Origin of the sequence: Paracoccus xiamenensis (assembly GCF_011308835.1) — a bacterium.
Lineage (GTDB): Bacteria > Pseudomonadota > Alphaproteobacteria > Rhodobacterales > Rhodobacteraceae > Paracoccus > Paracoccus xiamenensis.
Window position 1 is genome coordinate 281,870 of sequence record NZ_JAAOHY010000002.1, and the last position, 16,933, is coordinate 298,802.

15 protein-coding genes and 1 tRNA gene are annotated in these 16,933 nt (G+C 63.4%); 8 read left to right on the top strand and 8 right to left on the bottom strand.

Annotation, left to right across the window (positions count from 1 at the left end; translation table 11 throughout):
- Positions 1-10: 10 nt before the first annotated feature.
- From G7044_RS08155 to G7044_RS08175, 5 genes are all read right to left on the bottom strand, one after another.
- Entirely contained in the window at positions 11-976 is a 966-nt protein-coding gene (locus G7044_RS08155) for an ABC transporter permease (protein ID WP_166327899.1), read from the bottom strand.
- Positions 973-2,466 carry a sugar ABC transporter ATP-binding protein gene (locus G7044_RS08160; RefSeq protein ID WP_166327900.1) on the bottom strand — a complete coding sequence of 498 codons (1,494 nt, stop codon included), beginning with the start codon at positions 2,464-2,466 and terminating at the stop codon, positions 973-975. The genes G7044_RS08155 and G7044_RS08160 overlap by 4 nt, the downstream gene beginning before the upstream one ends.
- Complete coding sequence (locus G7044_RS08165; protein ID WP_235931210.1) at positions 2,463-3,563, bottom strand: Gfo/Idh/MocA family protein; 1,101 nt, start codon at positions 3,561-3,563, stop codon at positions 2,463-2,465. Before G7044_RS08165 ends, G7044_RS08160 begins: the two co-directional genes overlap by 4 nt.
- Positions 3,560-4,618, bottom strand: a complete 1,059-nt coding sequence (locus G7044_RS08170) for a sugar phosphate isomerase/epimerase family protein (protein ID WP_166327901.1) — start codon at positions 4,616-4,618, stop codon at positions 3,560-3,562. Before G7044_RS08170 ends, G7044_RS08165 begins: the two co-directional genes overlap by 4 nt.
- A gap of 383 nt (positions 4,619-5,001) precedes the next feature.
- Positions 5,002-5,086: transfer RNA gene (locus tag G7044_RS08175), tRNA-Leu, on the bottom strand.
- 180 nt (positions 5,087-5,266) lie between these two features.
- Here G7044_RS08175 and G7044_RS08180 point away from each other — a divergent pair.
- The 8 genes from G7044_RS08180 (at position 5,267) to G7044_RS08215 (ending at position 15,726) form a co-directional block, all read left to right on the top strand.
- Positions 5,267-6,253, top strand: coding sequence for a complex I NDUFA9 subunit family protein (locus G7044_RS08180; RefSeq protein WP_166327902.1), 987 nt, complete (start codon positions 5,267-5,269; stop codon positions 6,251-6,253).
- Position 6,254: 1 nt separating this feature from the next.
- Positions 6,255-7,055 carry an undecaprenyl-diphosphate phosphatase gene (locus tag G7044_RS08185; RefSeq protein ID WP_166327903.1) on the top strand — a complete coding sequence of 267 codons (801 nt, stop codon included), beginning with the start codon at positions 6,255-6,257 and terminating at the stop codon, positions 7,053-7,055.
- 142 nt (positions 7,056-7,197) lie between these two features.
- Positions 7,198-8,679, top strand: a complete 1,482-nt coding sequence (locus tag G7044_RS08190; protein WP_166327904.1) for an NAD(P)-dependent oxidoreductase — start codon at positions 7,198-7,200, stop codon at positions 8,677-8,679.
- Positions 8,676-9,473, top strand: a complete 798-nt coding sequence (locus G7044_RS08195) for a hypothetical protein (RefSeq protein ID WP_235931211.1) — start codon at positions 8,676-8,678, stop codon at positions 9,471-9,473. Before G7044_RS08190 ends, G7044_RS08195 begins: the two co-directional genes overlap by 4 nt.
- Positions 9,463-10,158, top strand: coding sequence for a DUF4328 domain-containing protein (locus G7044_RS08200; RefSeq protein WP_166327905.1), 696 nt, complete (start codon positions 9,463-9,465; stop codon positions 10,156-10,158). Before G7044_RS08195 ends, G7044_RS08200 begins: the two co-directional genes overlap by 11 nt.
- Positions 10,155-14,699: a glutamate synthase large subunit gene (gltB, locus tag G7044_RS08205; protein WP_166327906.1), complete on the top strand. Its 4,545-nt coding sequence runs from the start codon at positions 10,155-10,157 to the stop codon at positions 14,697-14,699. Before G7044_RS08200 ends, gltB begins: the two co-directional genes overlap by 4 nt.
- A gap of 122 nt (positions 14,700-14,821) precedes the next feature.
- Positions 14,822-15,223, top strand: coding sequence for a hypothetical protein (locus G7044_RS08210; RefSeq protein WP_166327907.1), 402 nt, complete (start codon positions 14,822-14,824; stop codon positions 15,221-15,223).
- Between the two features lie 164 nt (positions 15,224-15,387).
- Positions 15,388-15,726 (top strand): MliC family protein, encoded by a 339-nt coding sequence (locus tag G7044_RS08215; protein ID WP_166327908.1) that lies wholly within the window; start codon positions 15,388-15,390, stop codon positions 15,724-15,726.
- Here the strand turns inward: G7044_RS08215 and rlmH are convergent.
- The 3 genes from rlmH to rsfS all read right to left on the bottom strand — a co-directional run bounded on the left by rlmH (position 15,723) and on the right by rsfS (position 16,905).
- Positions 15,723-16,190 (bottom strand): 23S rRNA (pseudouridine(1915)-N(3))-methyltransferase RlmH, encoded by a 468-nt coding sequence (gene rlmH / locus G7044_RS08220; RefSeq protein WP_166327909.1) that lies wholly within the window; start codon positions 16,188-16,190, stop codon positions 15,723-15,725. The genes G7044_RS08215 and rlmH overlap by 4 nt on opposite strands.
- Positions 16,187-16,408: a hypothetical protein gene (locus G7044_RS08225; RefSeq protein ID WP_166327910.1), complete on the bottom strand. Its 222-nt coding sequence runs from the start codon at positions 16,406-16,408 to the stop codon at positions 16,187-16,189. The genes rlmH and G7044_RS08225 overlap by 4 nt, the downstream gene beginning before the upstream one ends.
- Before the next feature lie 116 nt (positions 16,409-16,524).
- A complete protein-coding gene (rsfS, locus tag G7044_RS08230; protein ID WP_166327911.1) occupies positions 16,525-16,905 on the bottom strand; it encodes a ribosome silencing factor in 381 nt (126 codons plus the stop codon).
- Between the last annotated feature and the right edge of the window lie 28 nt (positions 16,906-16,933).

Sequence of the window (16,933 nt, forward strand, 5' to 3'; positions counted from 1 at the left end):
CAGATGACCGCTACTCTGCGGTGCGTTTTTCCCGCTGCAACACCACAGCAAGGACGATGATGACGCCCTGGATCGCCCCGTTCAGATAGGGGCTGACCAGATCCGTCAGGTTCAGGATATTGTCGATCAAGGACAGGATCAGCACACCGACCACGGTGCCCCAGACCCGGCCCCGGCCGCCTTTCAGCGCGGTACCGCCGATGATGACCGCGGCGATGGCTTCCAGTTCCCACAGCACGCCGGTCGAGCCAGAGGCCGAGCCGAGGCGGGGGACATAAAGGATCGTGGCAAGGCCTACCAAAGCGCCAAGCAGCACATAAGTCGTCAGCCGGACCCGTTCGACATCGACGGCGGAATAGCGTGCGACGCGGTCGTTCGACCCGATCGCCTCGACATGGCGGCCGAAACGGGTGTGGCGCATCGCCCATTCGCCGACGACGGCCGCGACGGCGAAGACGATGATCGGCCAGGTGATCCAGCCAAGCCCGCCGAAATAGACCGGGCGATAGATCGAACGCAGCCCGGAATCGAGGCTGAGCGTGCCGCCATCGGCAAGCCAGGTCACCAGCGAACGGAAGATCCCCATGGTGCCAAGGGTGACGATGAAGGCCTCGATCCTGGCCTTGGTAATCAGCGCGCCGTTGACATAGCCGGCGGCAACCCCGCCCAGCAGGGCCACGCCCATGCCAAGGATGATCGTGCCCCAGTTCTCGCCCACCACCGGCACCAGTGCGTTCATCGCCATGATGGTGATGCCGGCCAGAAAGGCCGCCATCGACCCGACGGACAGGTCAAGCCCGCCCTGGGTGATGACGAAGGTCATGCCAATGGCGATCAGCCCGATGAATGCCGAACGCGCCAGCACATTTGACAGGTTGGCAGGGGCCAGAAAGGCCGGGTTCAGGATGGCGCCCAGAATGAACAGCCCGATCAGGGCGATCAGCGGTCCCCAGACATGCAGGTCGATACGTTTCACGCGGGCTCCTCCTCGCGTTCCAGCCCCATCGCGAGGCGAACAATGTTTTCTTCGTTAATTGCAGCGCCTTCGACTTCGCCCGCGATGCGGCCCATCCGCATGACCAGCACGCGGTCCGACAGGCCGATCACCTCGGGCAGTTCGGACGAGATCACGATGACCGCCTTACCCTGCCGGGCGAGGTCGCGGACGAAGTGATAGATCTGCTGTTTGGTGCCGATGTCGATGCCGCGGGTGGGTTCGTCGATGATGACGATTTCTGGGTCGGTCAGCATGGTCTTGGCCAGCAGCAGCTTTTGCTGGTTACCGCCCGACAGTGCCCCTGCGCGCATGTCGTCGGATGCGGCGCGGATGTCGAATTCCTTGCGCGCGCTGACCATTTCGGCCTTTTCGCGCTTGGTATCAATGCGCAGGCCCCATTCATCCAGCGCGGTCAGCGTCAGGTTCACCGGCAGGTTCTTGTCCAGCAGAAGCCCCGCTTCCTTGCGGTCTTCGGTCAGATAGGCAAGGCGCGCGTCGCGGGCCTCGCGCGGGCTGCGGATGTTCATCTGCCGGTCATGGATGCGCAGCTCGCCGGTCGCGGGACGCAATCCGACGATGCCCTCGGCCAGCTCTGTCCGGCCCGATCCGACAAGGCCGGCGATGCCCAGCACCTCGCCCTTGTGCAGCTTCAGCGACACGTCCTTGACCACGCTCTGCACGGTGAAGTTCCGCAGCTCCAGCAGGGTTTCGCCGCTGGAGGTGTCCTTGGGCGGGAAAATGTCGGTCAGCTCGCGCCCGACCATGGCCGTGGCCATGCCGTCCTCGGTCATCTCGCCGCGCAGAGCGCGCTGCACCACGGTCCCGTCGCGCAAAACGGTGATGCGGTCGGCCAGGCGGGAAACCTCGTCCATCCGGTGCGAACAGAAAATCAGCGCCACACCTTCGGCGCGCAGCCGATCAACCTGAGCATACAGCGCCTCGACCTCGCGATGGGTCAGCGCGGCCGAGGGCTCGTCCATGATCAGCACCCGCGCCTTGCGCGAAAGGGCCTTGGCGATCTCGACCATCTGGCGGTCGGGGACCGACAGGTCGCGGATCAGCGCCTCGGGGCGGATAGAGGTGTCCAGCCGGGTCAGCAGTTCCGCCGTGGCGGCGCGCATGGCGGCATGATCCAGCCCGAGACCCTTGCTGATCTCGCGGCCCAGGAAGATGTTGGCCGCCACCGTCAAGTCGGGGGCAAGGTTGAATTCCTGATGGATGACGACGACGCCCTGCGCCTCGCCTTCCGGGCCAGAGCGATAGGTCACCGGCGCGCCGTCCAGCAGCACCTGACCGGTGGTCGGTGCCAGATAACCGCCGAGGATCTTCATGATCGTCGACTTGCCGGCGCCGTTTTCACCGATCAGGGCGTGAACCTCGCCCGAGTGCAGTTCCAGATCGACACCGTGCAGAACCTCGACCGGGCCGAAGCTTTTGGTTATCTTGTCCAGTGCAAGCACAACAGTCATGTCGTCACCTTTACCCATGCGCCATCCTTGGCGGCGCTGTCCTGTGCGGCGAAGATGAAGGCCATGCCGGACAGTCCGGACTTGATGCCGGGAATGCGGTCCAGGTGGGTTTCATCGCCGCGAATGGCTTCGGCAATATCGCGATAGAGGTTAGCAAATGCCTCCAGATAGCCTTCCGGATGCCCCGAAGGGGTGCGGCCGGAATTCGAACGGTCGCGCGCCCGCGTCAGCCGCAGGGCCTGTCCGTCCTTGCCGGTGAAGATCAGCGCCTCGGGGTCCTGCAGGCGCCATTCCAGCGCGGCTTCGGTCCCGAACAGGCGCAGCGAAAGCCCGCCTTCCTGACCGACGGCCACCTGGCTGACCCAAAGCCCGCCCTTGGCGCCGCTGTCATAGCGCAGCGCGATGCGGGCATCGTCATCGACGCGGCGGCCCTCGACCATGCTGGACAGATCCGCCGAGAGGCTGGCGGGCGTCTGTCCGGTCACGAATTCCGCCAACTGCCAGGCATGGGTGCCAATGTCGCCAATCGCCCCCGCGCCCGAGCGCGCCGGATCGGTGCGCCAGTCGGCCTGCTTGTTCTGCACGTCCTCCGACAGCCAGCCCTGCAGGTATTCCGCCTGCACCAGCCGCAGCTTGCCCAGATCGCCGTCTGCGACCATGGCGCGGGCCTCGCGCACCATCGGATGGGCGCAATAGTTGTGGGTCAGAAAGAAATGCGCCTTGCTGCGCTTGGCGGCCGCGGCCAGGGCCTCGGCATCTTCGCGCGTGGAGGTCAGCGGTTTGTCGCAGATGACATTGATGCCCGCGTCCAGAAAGGCGATGGCGACCGGTGCGTGCAGGTGGTTCGGGGTGACGATTGACACGGCGCGGATGCCGTCAGGCCGCGCAGCCTCGGCGCGGGCCATCTCGCGATAGTCGGAATAGCTGCGCTCGATGCCCAGCGATTCGGCCGAAGCCTGCGCCTTTTCCGGGTTCGACGACAGCGCGCCCGCGACCAGCCTGAACTGGCCATCCATGCGGGCGGCGATGCGGTGGATCGCGCCGATGAAAGCACCATCGCCACCGCCAACCATGCCCAGCGGAATCGGCGCGCTCATACCCCCAGCCCCAAAGCGCGGCGGTTCGCGGCGGGATCGGCGTCCTGCGCGGCGAAATCGTCAAATGCGTGCGGTGTCGTGCGGATAATGTGGTTTTTCACGAATTCGGCCCCTTCCCGTGCCCCGTCTTCGGGGTGTTTCAGTGCGCATTCCCATTCGACGACCGCCCAGCCGGCAAAGTCGTATTGGGTCAGTTTGGAAAAGATCTGCCCGAAATCAACCTGCCCATCACCGAGACTGCGGAAGCGCCCGGCGCGGTTCACCCAGGACTGGAATCCGCCATAGACGCCTTGCCGACCGGTCGGATTGAACTCGGCATCCTTGACGTGGAACATGCGGATGCGGTCGTGGTAAAAGTCGATGTGCTGGATGTAGTCGAGCTGCTGCAGCACATAATGCGATGGGTCATACAGCATGTTGGCGCGGGCATGACCCTTCACGCGGTCCAGAAACATCTCGAAGGTGATGCCGTCATGCAGATCCTCGCCCGGATGGATCTCATAACAGACATCGACGCCGTTTTCCTCGGCCAGATCCAGAAGGGGGCGCCAGCGCTGCGCCAGCGTGTCAAAGGCAGTTTCGACCAGACCCGGCGCGCGCTGTGGCCACGGATACAGATAGGGCCATGCCAGAGCGCCCGAAAACGTCGCCATCGCGTCCAGCCCCAACAGGCGGCTGGCACGGATGGTCTTGGCGACCTGATCGACCGCCCATTCCTGACGCGCTTGCGGATTGCCGCGCAGGGCTTCGGGCGCGAAGGCGTCGAAAGCCTCGTCATAGGCGGGGTGGACGGCGACAAGCTGGCCCTGAATATGGCTGGAGAGCTCGGTCACGGCGACGCCGTTCTGCGCCGCGATGCCCAGAAATTCGTCGCGCCAATCCTGTGAGCTGACGGCCAGATCCAGATCGAACAGCCGCGGGTCGTTGCTGGGCACCTGCACGCCGACATAGCCAAGAGACGCCGCCCATTTGGTGATCGAATCCCAACTGTCATAGGGCGCCGTATCGCCGGCGAATTGCGCCAGGAACAGGCCCGGCCCTTTGATGGTGCGCATGGTCGTCACTCCCCCTCGGTTGTTATCCATACAAAAGCTGTAATCGTTTTCAAGTGTGATGTTTCGGGATTAAAGCCGATTTCAGTCAGGCGCGAGGTTCAGCGCGGATCGCCACCCGAAGAGATGAGCGAACGTATCAGCGCTGCCCGAGCGCCATCTTCGGCTTTGCTGCTGAACTTGCTGCCGGTTTTATGAAAGAATCGCAGCGACATGGGGCGCGATACCGGATCAGGCTTTGGTCGTGGGACTCGATAGAATCGACTGGGGCGCATCTGCCGGCCTCTCGGCCTCAATCCGCCAGTCGAAACGGCAGCCGTTCTTATGCGGTAATCATTTAGGTCGAAACAGCAAAAAACCCGCAGCTACAAGAGCTGCGGGTTTTTTGGTGCCCAGGAGAGGACTCGAACCTCCACGCCTTGCGGCACACGGACCTGAACCGTGCGCGTCTACCAATTCCGCCACCTGGGCAGGTGCCGTGAGCGGGGTGATTAAGGGCAGTCGCGGGGGGTGTCAACGGCCATTTTCTGCAAAAATTCGCCGACGACGAAAAAAAGCGATCAGGCTGTCCGGTTCAGTTTCGGGCGCGGCGCTTGCCCGGCCCGGCGGGGCGCGCTATCAGCAGGACAAAGCCGCAAAAGGGTGCATGTCATGTCTAAGATCGTCACGATTTATGGCGGTTCCGGGGCCTTGGGGCGCCAGATCGCTCGCCTGATGGCAAAAGAGGGCTGGCGCGTCCGCGTCGCCGTACGCCGTCCAAGCGAGGCGCTTTTCGTGCGCACCTATGGCGCCGTGGGCCAGGTCGAGCCCATTCCGTGCAATATCCGTGACGAGCTTTCGGTCCGCGCGGCGATGGCCGATGCGGATGCGGTCATCAACTGCGTGGGCATCCTGGTGAATGAGGGCAAGAACCGCTTTGCCCCCGTGCAGGTCGAGGGTGCGGAACGCGTGGCACGGATCGCGGCGGAAAACGGGATCGCGAATTTCGTGCATGTCTCGGCTATCGGCGCTGATCCCGAATCGGCCAGCCAATATGCGGCGACCAAGGGCGAGGGCGAGGCCGCCGTGCTGCGTCACCAGCCGGGCGCAGTGATCCTGCGGCCGTCGGTGATCTTCGGGCCCGATCACGGTGTTTATGGGCGGTTTGCCTCGCTGGCGGGGCTTGGCCCGGTCATGCTGATCGCTGGCGGTAAGACGCAGATGCAGCCGGTCTATGTCGAGGATGTCGCCCAGGCGGCGGTGAAGGCGGCGCAGGGCAAGGCTGATCCCGGCATTTACGAACTTGGTGGCCCTGACGTGCTGACACTGCGCCAGATGGTCGCGCAGACGCTGGAAAAGACCCAGCGTCGCCGGATGGTCATTAACCTGCCCTTCTGGGCGGCGGGTGTGGTCGGCGGCTTGTTTGACTTCGCCTCGGCTGTGACGGGCGGTCTGCTGACCAACCGCGTGCTGACCCGCGATCAGGTGCGGTCGCTGCGCAAGGACAATGTGGTCGCCGAGGGCGCCCGCGGGTTGGAGGACCTGGGGATCCAGCAGACGGCCTCGGGCGCGGTGATCGGCGAATACCTGTGGCGCTTCCGCCCCGGCGGGCAATATGCGGACATGACCGCATCGGCCAAGAACCTGCGCCCGAACTGACATGAACGATACCATCGTTGCCGGTCTGCTTGGTCTGCTGGAAGGCCTGACCGAGTTCATCCCTGTGTCTTCGACAGGGCATATTCTTCTTGCCGGGCATTTCCTGGGTTTCGACAGTCCCGGACGCGCCTTCGAGGTGCTGATCCAGCTGGGCGCGATCATGGCAATCCTGGGTGTCTATGCGGGCCGGCTGGTGCAGCTTTTTGCGGCCGCACCGCATGATCCGGTGGCCCGCCGTTTTATCCTGTCGGTGCTGCTGGCCTTTCTGCCTGCGGTGGTCGTGGGCGTGCTGGCGCATGATTTCATCAAGACGGTGCTGTTTGAAACGCCGATGCTGATCGCGATCATGCTGATTGTCGGTGGCGTGATCTTGTTGTTTGTCGACCGCCGCGCGCCGACACCCACGGTGACCGAGGCCGCGGACATTCCACCCAGCACTGCCTTCAAGATCGGGCTGGTTCAGTGTCTGGCGATGATTCCGGGGGTGTCGCGGTCTGGCTCGACCATTGTTGGCGCGATGCTGATGGGCGTGGGCAAGCGCGCGGCGGCAGAGTTTTCCTTCTTCCTGTCGATGCCGACCATGGCGGGGGCCTTTGCCTACGATCTGATGAAGAATCGTGATATTCTGGACGCGCAGGCGATGGGGAACATCGTCGTGGGCTTTGTCTGCGCCTTCGTGGCAGCGCTGCTCGTGGTAAAATGGCTGCTCGGTTATGTGTCCAAGCATGGCTACGCGCTGTTCGCCTGGTGGCGAATCATTGTCGGCACCCTTGCTTTGCTGGCTTTGGCGGCTGGTATGTAACGTATGCTGACCTATTTCCGTGATATTTTGAGCGGAAAAATGAACAGCTAGGCGGGAATCTCGCAAATAGGTCAGCTGTGCTGTCTTTTATTCGCTCTGGTCGGGGGGTACTCGGGTAGGCGGATTAAGGGGGCGCAGCGGTATGGCCACGCAGAAGATGCTGAAATTCGTCACGCTCGGGCGGCAGATGCCCGAAAAACGCTCTGCCGAGGAGCGGAGCGAGGATTTCCACGAGATCTATCGTGAGTTTGCCGAGGCCAAGGCCAAGGAGCAGGCCAGCCGTTGCAGCCAATGCGGCGTGCCTTATTGCCAGTCGCATTGCCCGCTGCACAACAACATCCCCGACTGGCTGCGCCTGACCGCCGAAGGCCGCACCAAGGAAGCTTATCTGGTCAGCCAGCAGACCAATACCTTCCCCGAAATCTGCGGCCGCATCTGCCCGCAGGACCGGCTGTGCGAAGGCAATTGCGTGATCGAGCAGTCGGGCCACGGCACCGTCACCATCGGCGCGATCGAGAAATATATCACCGATACTGCCTGGGAAGAGGGCTGGGTTGAGCCGATCCGCCCCGACGCCGAACGCAGCGAATCCATCGGCATTATCGGCGCAGGGCCCGGTGGGCTGGCCGCCGCTGACCGGCTGCGCCGCATGGGCTTTCAGGTCACGGTTTATGACCGGCACGACCGCTCTGGCGGGCTGATGATCTATGGCATTCCCGGCTTCAAGCTGGAAAAGGATATCGTGCAGCGCCGCAACGCGCAGCTGGAAGAGGCCGGCGTCGAATTCGTGCTGAACTGCAATGTCGGCGAGGATCTGAGCTTTGACGCCATTCGCGGCAAACATGATGCAGTGCTGATCGCCACCGGTGTTTACAAGACCCGCGATCTGGACATCGACAATCCCGACGCGCATGGCGTGATCCGGGCGCTGGACTATCTGACCGCCTCGAACCGGATCGATCTGGGCGACGAAATCCCCGATTTCGAGGATGGAGAGTTGGACGCGCGCGGCAAGCGCGTGGTGGTCATCGGTGGCGGCGACACGGCGATGGACTGTGTGCGCACGGCGATCCGTCAGGGCGCGAAATCGGTCAAATGCCTGTATCGCCGCGACCGCACCAACATGCCCGGCAGCCAGCGCGAGGTACAGAACGCCGAAGAGGAAGGCGTCGAATTCGTGTGGCTGTCCGCACCGGCGGAATTCATCGGTGCGGTGCAGGGCGAAAGCGGCCCGGCCACCGCGATCAACGCCGAGCGCCCCCATATCGCCAAGGTCCGCGTCCAGCGGATGCGGCTGGGCAAGCCCGATGTTTCCGGCCGGCAAAGCCCGGAACTGATCGAGGGCGCCGATTACCACGAGCCGGCCGAGATGGTCATCAAGGCGCTGGGCTTCGAGGCCGAGGAACTGCCCCGCCTGTGGGGTGTCGAGGGGCTGGAAACCACGCGCTGGGGTACCATCAAGGCCGATTTCCGCAGCCATCAGACCAGCCTGCCCGGCGTTTTCGCGGTGGGCGATATCGTGCGCGGCGCGTCGCTGGTGGTGTGGGCCATTCGGGACGGGCGGGAGGCTGCGGACAGCATTGCCGAATTCCTTGGCAGTGCCGCGCAGGTCGCGGCGGAATGAGCCGGGCGTCCGCACAGGGCGTACACAGGCTGTACACTGCGCGTACACAGGCGGTGCCGACACCCCATTCCGTCCAGCAGATCGGGCTGGCGGCTGCTGTGCTGATTGCGGCAACCATGCTGACCTTTTCGCAGGCGCGGGCGGCGAACTTCGTGCCGCCCTCGGGCTGCGCGCTGAAGATCACCGTCCAGAACCGGGGGTGTACGGTCGGGCAGCATTACGTTTGCACCGCCGATGCGCCGGGCGACCAGCATGTCATCTATTTCGACAAGGAAGGCCCGAGCTATCATTCCAAGATCGACGCCGAAACGCGCTGGCTGGAATCATCGGATCTGACCACGGGGCTGACCGACCGGCTGATGGCGCAGGCCGCCGATCCGGCGTCTTTTTCGACGCTGCTGCGGACCGGGCGCGACGATTTCGATTTCTGGACCGAATCGAACAATGGCGAGCAGTTGCGCCATATCGGCGAGGACCGGCTGACCGGTGAGACGGTGGAAATCGACGGGGTAAAGCTGGAACTCACGCAATTTCAGCTGAAGACCTTTGGCGCCGATGGCCAGCTGCTGATCGAATCGACCGGTCAGCAATTCATCAACCGCGATCATGGCCGTTTTTATGGCGGGGTTGAGCATTCCGAGGACTGGAGCGGAGAGATCCGCAACGACGATGACAGCCCGGTCACCTTTGCCTTTCCGGGCGATGCCGGTTTCGGCGCAACAGAACCGCTTTTTGACTGTGAGATGATGATGGCCCTTATGCCGCTTGCCGAAAGATACCGCCATGGCGGCTGATCGCTATTATGACCTGACCCGCCTGCGCACGGTCGTGGGCGTGGCGCTGCTGGGCATGGTCGGGGCCGAGCTGGCTTATGGCGTCAGCAACTGGCAATTTTTGCAGCTGACCGACGCGGATTCGCTGGGCGACGAATTTGACATGCGTTGGGCCGAGTTTCAGGAATTCGAGGCCTCGGTTCTGGGCTTCTACAATTTCCTGCTGCCCGCCTGTTATCTGATGGGGGCGATATGGCTGTATCGTGCGGCCCGCAATGCCGCGCTGCTGCTGCCCGACGCGCGGCGCATTTCGCCCATTGGCGCGTTGCTGTGGCATCTGGTGCCGATTGCCAGCCTGTTCATGCCCTATCGGGCAATGCGCCAGATCCATAACAGCTCGACCCGGCCCCCGCGCGAATTGAATGCGCCCGCGCCGCCTGTGCTGCGCTGGTGGTGGGGCGTCTGGGTGGTGTCGAGCACGCTGACCATGTTGGCCGGGCTGGTTCTGTTTACCGGTTACTATGCCGATGACAGCGCAACGCTGTCGGGCCGGCAGATCACCTCGGCCATGGTGGAGATCGTCAACGCCCCGCTGGCCGTGCTGGCCATCTGGCTGTGGTGGCAGGTGGTCAACCTTACGACCAATTTGCAGCAGGCCGCGCGGCCCGCTGCCCCGTCGAACTCTGTTAAGGAGGTCATCCAATGACTGAAGTCACGCAAAACTGGCAAGCCAACGAAGAAGCCCGCCGCAAGTGGATGGCCGAAAACAGCCTGTATCGCGAAGAGGACGAGCATTCGTCCTGCGGTGTCGGGTTTGTGGTGTCCATCGACGGCAAGCCCTCGCGGCAGGTGGTGCAGAACGGCATCAACGCGCTGAAGGCGATCTGGCACCGCGGCGCGGTCGATGCCGACGGCAAGACCGGCGACGGGGCGGGCATCCATGTCCAGATCCCGGTGCCCTTCTTCTATGACCAGATCCGTCGCACCGGGCATGAACCCGACCACGACAAGCTGATCGCCGTCGGTCAGGTCTTCCTGCCGCGCACCGATTTTTCGGCGCAAGAACGTTGCCGGACCATCGTGGAATCCGAAGTGATCCGCATGGGGCATTACATCTATGGCTGGCGCCATGTGCCGGTGAACATCGCCGTTCTGGGCGAAAAGGCGAACGCCACCCGCCCCGAGATCGAGCAGATCCTGATCCGCAACGAAAAGGGCCTGTCTCAGGTCGAATTCGAGCGTGAGCTGTACATCATCCGCCGCCGGATCGAACGCGCGGCGTTGGCGGCTGGCGTGCAGGGCTTGTATTTCTGTTCGCTGTCCTGCCGGTCGATCATCTACAAGGGGATGATGCTGGCCGAACAGGTGGCCGAGTTCTATCCCGACCTGAAGGATGAAAGGTTCGAAAGCGCTTTCGCGCTGTATCACCAGCGCTATTCGACCAATACCTTCCCGCAGTGGTGGCTGGCCCAGCCCTTCCGCATGCTGGCCCATAATGGCGAGATCAACACCCTGAAGGGCAACCTCAACTGGTTGAAAAGCCACGAGATCCGCATGGCGTCGAATGCGTTCGGCGACATGGCGGACGACATCAAGCCGATCGTGCCGGGCGGATCGTCGGATTCGGCCGCACTTGATGCGGTGTTCGAGGTGATGGTGCGTTCGGGCCGTTCGGCGCCGATGACCAAGACCATGCTGGTTCCTGAAAGCTGGTCCAAGGCCACGACCGACATGCCGAAGGCATGGGCCGACATGTATGCCTATTGCAACGCCGTGATGGAGCCGTGGGACGGCCCCGCCGCGCTGGCGATGACCGATGGCCGCTGGGTCTGCGGCGGTCTGGACCGCAACGGTTTGCGGCCGATGCGCTATGTCGTGACGGGCGACGGGCTGCTGATCGCGGGGTCCGAGGTCGGCATGGTGCCGGTCGACGAAACCGGCGTTGTCGAAAAGGGCGCGCTGGGGCCGGGGCAGATGATCTGCGTCGATATGGAAGACGGCAAGCTGTACCACGATGCCGAGATCAAGAACCGTCTGGCGGGTTCGCAGCCTTTCGGCGAGTGGATCGAGAAGGTGGCAGAGCTGTCCGTGCAGATGCGCGACCTGCCCGAGGATCTGAACTTCAAGGGCGACGATCTGCGCCGCCGTCAGTTCGCCGCCGGCTATACGCTGGAAGAACTGGAAAACGTGCTCGCCCCCATGGCCGAGGACGGCAAGGAAGCGCTGGCATCCATGGGCGACGACACCCCGCCTGCGGTGTTGTCGAACCAGTATCGCCCGCTGTCGCACTTCTTCCGCCAGAACTTCAGCCAGGTGACGAACCCGCCCATCGACTCGCTTCGCGAAACGCGGGTGATGTCGCTGAAGACGCGCTTTGGCAACCTCAAGAACGTGCTGGACGAAAGCAGCAGCCAGACTGAAATCCTGCTGCTGGAAACCCCCTTTGTCGCCAACCGCGAATTCGCCGAGATGATGCGGATGTTCGGCGAGGCCGCGACCAAGATCGATTGCACCTTCCCCAAAGGTGCCGGGGCCGAGGCGCTGGGCGAGGCGCTGGCGCGCATCCGTAACGAAGCCGAAGATGCCGTGCGTTCGGGCGCGGGCCATCTGGTGCTGACCGATGAAAACGTCGGCACGGATCGGGTCGGCATGCCGATGATCCTTGTGACCTCGGCTGTGCATAGCTGGCTGACCCGCAAGGGGCTGCGGACCTTCTGTTCGCTGAACATCCGTTCGGCCGAGTGTATCGACCCGCATTATTTCGCCGTGCTGATCGGCTGCGGGGCGACCACCGTGAACCCCTATCTGGCGCAGGACAGCATTGCCGACCGGATCGAGCGGGGCCTGCTGGAAGGCACCCTGATCGAGAACATGCGCCGTTACCGCGACGCCATCGACCAGGGCCTGTTGAAGATCATGGCGAAGATGGGGATTTCGGTGCTGTCGTCCTATCGCGGGGGCCTGAACTTCGAAGCGGTGGGCCTGTCGCGTGCGCTGGTGAACGAATATTTCCCCGGCATGCACAGCCGTATTTCCGGCATCGGTCTGCACGGCATTCAGCACAAGCTGGAAGAAGTGCACGGGTTGGGCTTTGACGGCGATGCCAGCCTGCTGCCGGTCGGTGGCTTCTACAAGCTGCGCCGGTCGGGCGAAAAGCACGCATGGGAAGCCAATACCATGCGGCTGCTGCAACTGGCCTGCGAAAAGGCGTCTTACGACATCTGGAAGCAGTACTCGAAAACGATGCGGGCCAATCCGCCGATCCATATCCGCGATCTGCTGGACATCAAGCCGCTGGGCAAGCCGGTCCCGATCGAGGAAGTGGAAAGCATCACCAGCATCCGCAAGCGTTTCGTGACGCCGGGCATGTCGCTGGGCGCGCTGTCGCCCGAGGCGCATATGACGCTGAACATCGCCATGAACCGCATCGGCGCGAAATCCGACAGCGGCGAAGGTGGCGAGGATCCGGCGCACAGCCACCCGCTGCCGAATGGCGATAACCCCTGCGCCAAGGTCAAGCAGGTGGCCAGCGGCCGGTTCGGGGTGACGGCGGAATATCTGAACGCCTGCGAAGAGCTGGAAATCAAGGTCGCGCAGGGTGCAAAACCCGGCGAGGGCGGGCAGCTTCCCGGCATGAAGGTGACGGCGCTGATCGCGCGTCTGCGCCACTCGACGCCGGGGGTCACGCTGATCTCGCCGCCGCCGCACCACGATATTTACAGTATCGAAGATCTGGCGCAGCTGATCTATGACCTCAAGCAGATCAACCCGCGCGCGAAGATCACCGTGAAGCTGGTGGCGTCCTCGGGCGTTGGCACCATCGCGGCGGGTGTGGCCAAGGCCAAGGCGGATATCATCCTGATTTCCGGCCATAACGGCGGAACCGGGGCCAGCCCGGCGACCAGCATCAAGTTCGCCGGTCTTCCGTGGGAGATGGGCCTGACCGAAGCGCATCAGGTTCTGGCGATGAACAACCTGCGCGAACGCGTCACGCTGCGCACCGATGGCGGGCTGCGCACCGGGCGCGATATCGTCATGGCGGCGATGATGGGGGCCGAGGAATACGGCATCGGCACCGCCGCGCTGATCGCCATGGGCTGCATCATGGTCCGTCAGTGCCAGTCGAACACCTGCCCGGTGGGCGTTTGCACGCAGGACGAAAAGCTGCGTTCGATGTTCAACGGCAGCGCCGACAAGGTGGTGAACCTGATCACCTTCTATGCGACCGAGGTGCGCGAAGTGCTGGCATCCATCGGCGCGCGCAGCATTGACGAGGTGATCGGGCGGGCCGACCTGCTGACTCAGGTCAGCCGCGGGGCCGCGCATCTGGACGATCTGGACCTGAACCCGCTGCTGATTACGGTCGATGGGTCCGACAAGATCGTCTACGACCGTTCCAAGCCGCGCAATGCCGTGCTGGAAACGCTGGACACGGAAATCATCCGCGATGCCGAACGCTTCTTCAGCGCCGGCGAAAAGATGCAGCTGCATTACGCCGTCCGAAACACGCTGCGCACCATCGGCACGCGTACGTCCAGCATGATCGTGCAGACCTTCGGGATGCGCAACAAGCTGCAACCCGACCACCTGACCGTTCGTCTGACCGGCAGCGCCGGGCAGTCGCTGGGGGCGTTTGCCGCGCCGGGCCTGAAGATCGAGGTTTCGGGCGATGCGAATGACTATGTCGGCAAGGGCCTGTCAGGCGGCACGATTGTCGTGCGCCCGCCCATGGCCTCGCCCCTTGTGGCGGCGGATAACGTCATCATCGGCAACACGGTGCTGTATGGCGCGACCGACGGTTACCTGTTCGCAGCTGGCCGCGCGGGCGAACGCTTTGCGGTGCGTAACAGCGGCGCCAAGGTGGTGATCGAGGGTTGCGGCACCAATGGTTGTGAATACATGACCGGCGGTGTGGCGGTGATCCTTGGCCGGATCGGCGCGAACTTTGGCGCGGGCATGACGGGCGGGATGGCGTATCTTTATGACCCGGAAGGGGTCGCGGGCAAATACATCAACGCCGAAACGCTGGTCACCGCGCCCGTCACCGTCGCCCATTGGGAGCAGGAGCTGAAAGCCCTGATCGAACGCCATGCCGAGGAAACCAGCTCGGCCCGTGCGCGCGATATTCTGGCGAATTGGGAGACCGAGAAAGACCATTTCCTGCAGATCTGCCCGAAGGAAATGTTGTCGCGCCTGAAATACCCGATTGCCGAAACCGGCGATCTGGCCGCGATCCCTGCGGAATAGGCCTGACCGAACAAGAAGATGGCGGGGCCTCTGGCCCCGCTTTTTCATGCGGTGAACGAAATATGATTGACCTGATCCCCGGCGCTGAATAGCGTAAGCCATTCAGATAAAAGGAGATAATCTTGCGTCATTCTTTTCGTACCGGGCATATTGCTCTGCCCGCTTTGCTGGTCACGGCTGGTCTTGCGCTGGGTGCTTGCGGGGCAAGCAGCAGCAATCCGAATTTCTTCACGGTGGATTTTGACGGCGGCAAGATGACCGGGCGCTATAACCCGGCGGGCTTCAGCGCCGACGAGGTGCGCGGGCTGCTGGACGACAATTGCACGGGCGGCAAGCTGGCCAGCTATGGCGAACAGCCGGCGGATACCATGATTGCCTTTACGGCCACCTGCCAGGGCGGGCAGCGCGTGGGCAAAGGCAATGCCGAGATCGAGAAAGACGGCACCGGTGGCGCGGTGATCGAAACGACCGCCCGTGATGGCAACGGCAATCTGGCGTACGAGCAGTCGCGCGTGACGCTGTAGGCGGGCGCAAAGACCCAGCATCGCAAGGGGATGGGCGGGGACCGACTGGTCCCCGTTTTTCTTTGCGCGCATGATGGCGGCGGCCATGGCGTTCACGCCATTATGACTGTCGGTTGCCGGCGCGGGGCGCTAGAAGATCGGCGCGCAGACATGAGGAGCTATTGATGCGTTTCCTGATCCCTGCCCTTCTTTGCGGCCTGCCCGCCGCCGCCTTTGCGCAGGGCGATATGCAGGTGGTGAGCTATGCCTGCGCCAATGACGCCAGTTTTCAGGTGGCTTTCATCAATACGGGCGAGGACAGCTTTGCGGTGATGCAGAATGGCGAATATCTGGTCCCGATGAAGATCGCGCAATCCGGGTCCGGCGCGCGCTATCTGTCCGAGGATGGCGGGTTGGAGCTGTGGACCAAGGGGCAGATGGCCACCGTCAGCACCTTTGGCGAGACCGAGGCCGTGCTGTTTGACGATTGCACCGAGATGGACGCGGGTCAGCAGCCCGGCTAGGCCCGGTGATAGGGCGCGCCTGACAGGATTGAAGCGGCGCGATACAGCTGTTCGGCCAGCATCACCCGCACCAGCATATGCGGCCAGACCATGCGGCCAAGGCTGATCTGCCAGTCGGCGCGGCTGCGCAGGGACGGGTCCAGCCCGTCCGCGCCGCCGATGACAAAGCAGATATCGCGGCCCTGATCGCGCAGATCGCCGATGCGGGAGGCGAATTCGGGCGAGGTCGGCTGCTCGCCGCGTTCATCCATCATCACCACAAAGGCGCCCGCGGGGATGGCGCGGTCGATCAGCGGCGTTTCCCCCGCCATGCCGGTGCCGCGCTTGTCCTCAACTTCGACCAGCTGAACGGGCGGCAGGCCAAGGCTGCGGCCGGTCTTGGCGAAGCGGTCAAGGTAGTCGTCGACAAGCGCCAGCTCGGGCGATTTCCGCAGTCGGCCGACGGTGAGAAGGGTGATTTTCATTGAGGCAGGGGGGTGACGGGAACCTCGGGGCAGGCGGCGTTCTTTCGCCAGAAATAGACGGCCTTTGCCCGTTCCTGTGCCGCCACCGTTTCAGGGCGGCCCACACCCTCGGCGTTCAGGATCCCGATCCTCAGCTGGTCGAGCGTTCCATGCCGTTCCAGCAATTGAAAGAAGGTCGCGTAATCCGCCGGGTCCTTCGGCAACAGCGGAATGGGCACGCCTGGGCCGGTTTCCGCAGTCGGCGGACGCGGAATCGGGCATTCGAAGTGCGGCTGATCCTCAGGCGCACAGGCCACGAGCCACAGGCTCGCGGCAACTGCAAATGAGGCGGTTCTCAATGCGCGGCTTCGTTACGCAGCGCCTTCAGCTGGTCCGTGGGCATCCACATCTTTTCCAGCTGATAGAACTCGCGCACTTCCGGGCGGAAGACATGGACGACGACATCGTCCGTGTCGATCAGCACCCAGTCGCCGGTGTCCTTGCCCTCGATCCGGGCAGTCCGGCCGGTGGCGTCTTTCAGGCGCTGCGCCAGTTTTTCGGCGATGGTGGCGACCTGCCGGGCATTGCGGCCCGAGGCGATGACCATGTGATCGGCCATGGCCGAACGGCCGCGAAGGTCGATCGTCACGACATCTTCGGCCTTGTCATCATCCAGAGAGGTCAGGATACGCTGCAGGATCTCGTCGCTGCTCAGATCGCGCGGCGCGGCGGTCACATTCGGCTGGTCAGCCGATTGGACGTCT

What these genes read in the sequence shown, in the direction of transcription:
- rlmH (WP_166327909.1), bottom strand. Translation starts at nt 16,190, where the DNA reads ATGAAAATCACCCTTCTCACCGTCGGCCGACTGCGGAAATCGCCCGAG.
- G7044_RS08195 (WP_235931211.1), top strand. Translation starts at nt 8,676, where the DNA reads ATGAGCCGGGCGTCCGCACAGGGCGTACACAGGCTGTACACTGCGCGT.
- G7044_RS08215 (WP_166327908.1), top strand. Translation starts at nt 15,388, where the DNA reads ATGCGTTTCCTGATCCCTGCCCTTCTTTGCGGCCTGCCCGCCGCCGCC.
- G7044_RS08165 (WP_235931210.1), bottom strand. Translation starts at nt 3,563, where the DNA reads ATGAGCGCGCCGATTCCGCTGGGCATGGTTGGCGGTGGCGATGGTGCT.
- G7044_RS08170 (WP_166327901.1), bottom strand. Translation starts at nt 4,618, where the DNA reads ATGCGCACCATCAAAGGGCCGGGCCTGTTCCTGGCGCAATTCGCCGGC.
- G7044_RS08180 (WP_166327902.1), top strand. Translation starts at nt 5,267, where the DNA reads ATGTCTAAGATCGTCACGATTTATGGCGGTTCCGGGGCCTTGGGGCGC.
- gltB (WP_166327906.1), top strand. Translation starts at nt 10,155, where the DNA reads ATGACTGAAGTCACGCAAAACTGGCAAGCCAACGAAGAAGCCCGCCGC.
- G7044_RS08190 (WP_166327904.1), top strand. Translation starts at nt 7,198, where the DNA reads ATGGCCACGCAGAAGATGCTGAAATTCGTCACGCTCGGGCGGCAGATG.
- G7044_RS08200 (WP_166327905.1), top strand. Translation starts at nt 9,463, where the DNA reads ATGGCGGCTGATCGCTATTATGACCTGACCCGCCTGCGCACGGTCGTG.
- G7044_RS08185 (WP_166327903.1), top strand. Translation starts at nt 6,255, where the DNA reads ATGAACGATACCATCGTTGCCGGTCTGCTTGGTCTGCTGGAAGGCCTG.
- G7044_RS08160 (WP_166327900.1), bottom strand. Translation starts at nt 2,466, where the DNA reads ATGACTGTTGTGCTTGCACTGGACAAGATAACCAAAAGCTTCGGCCCG.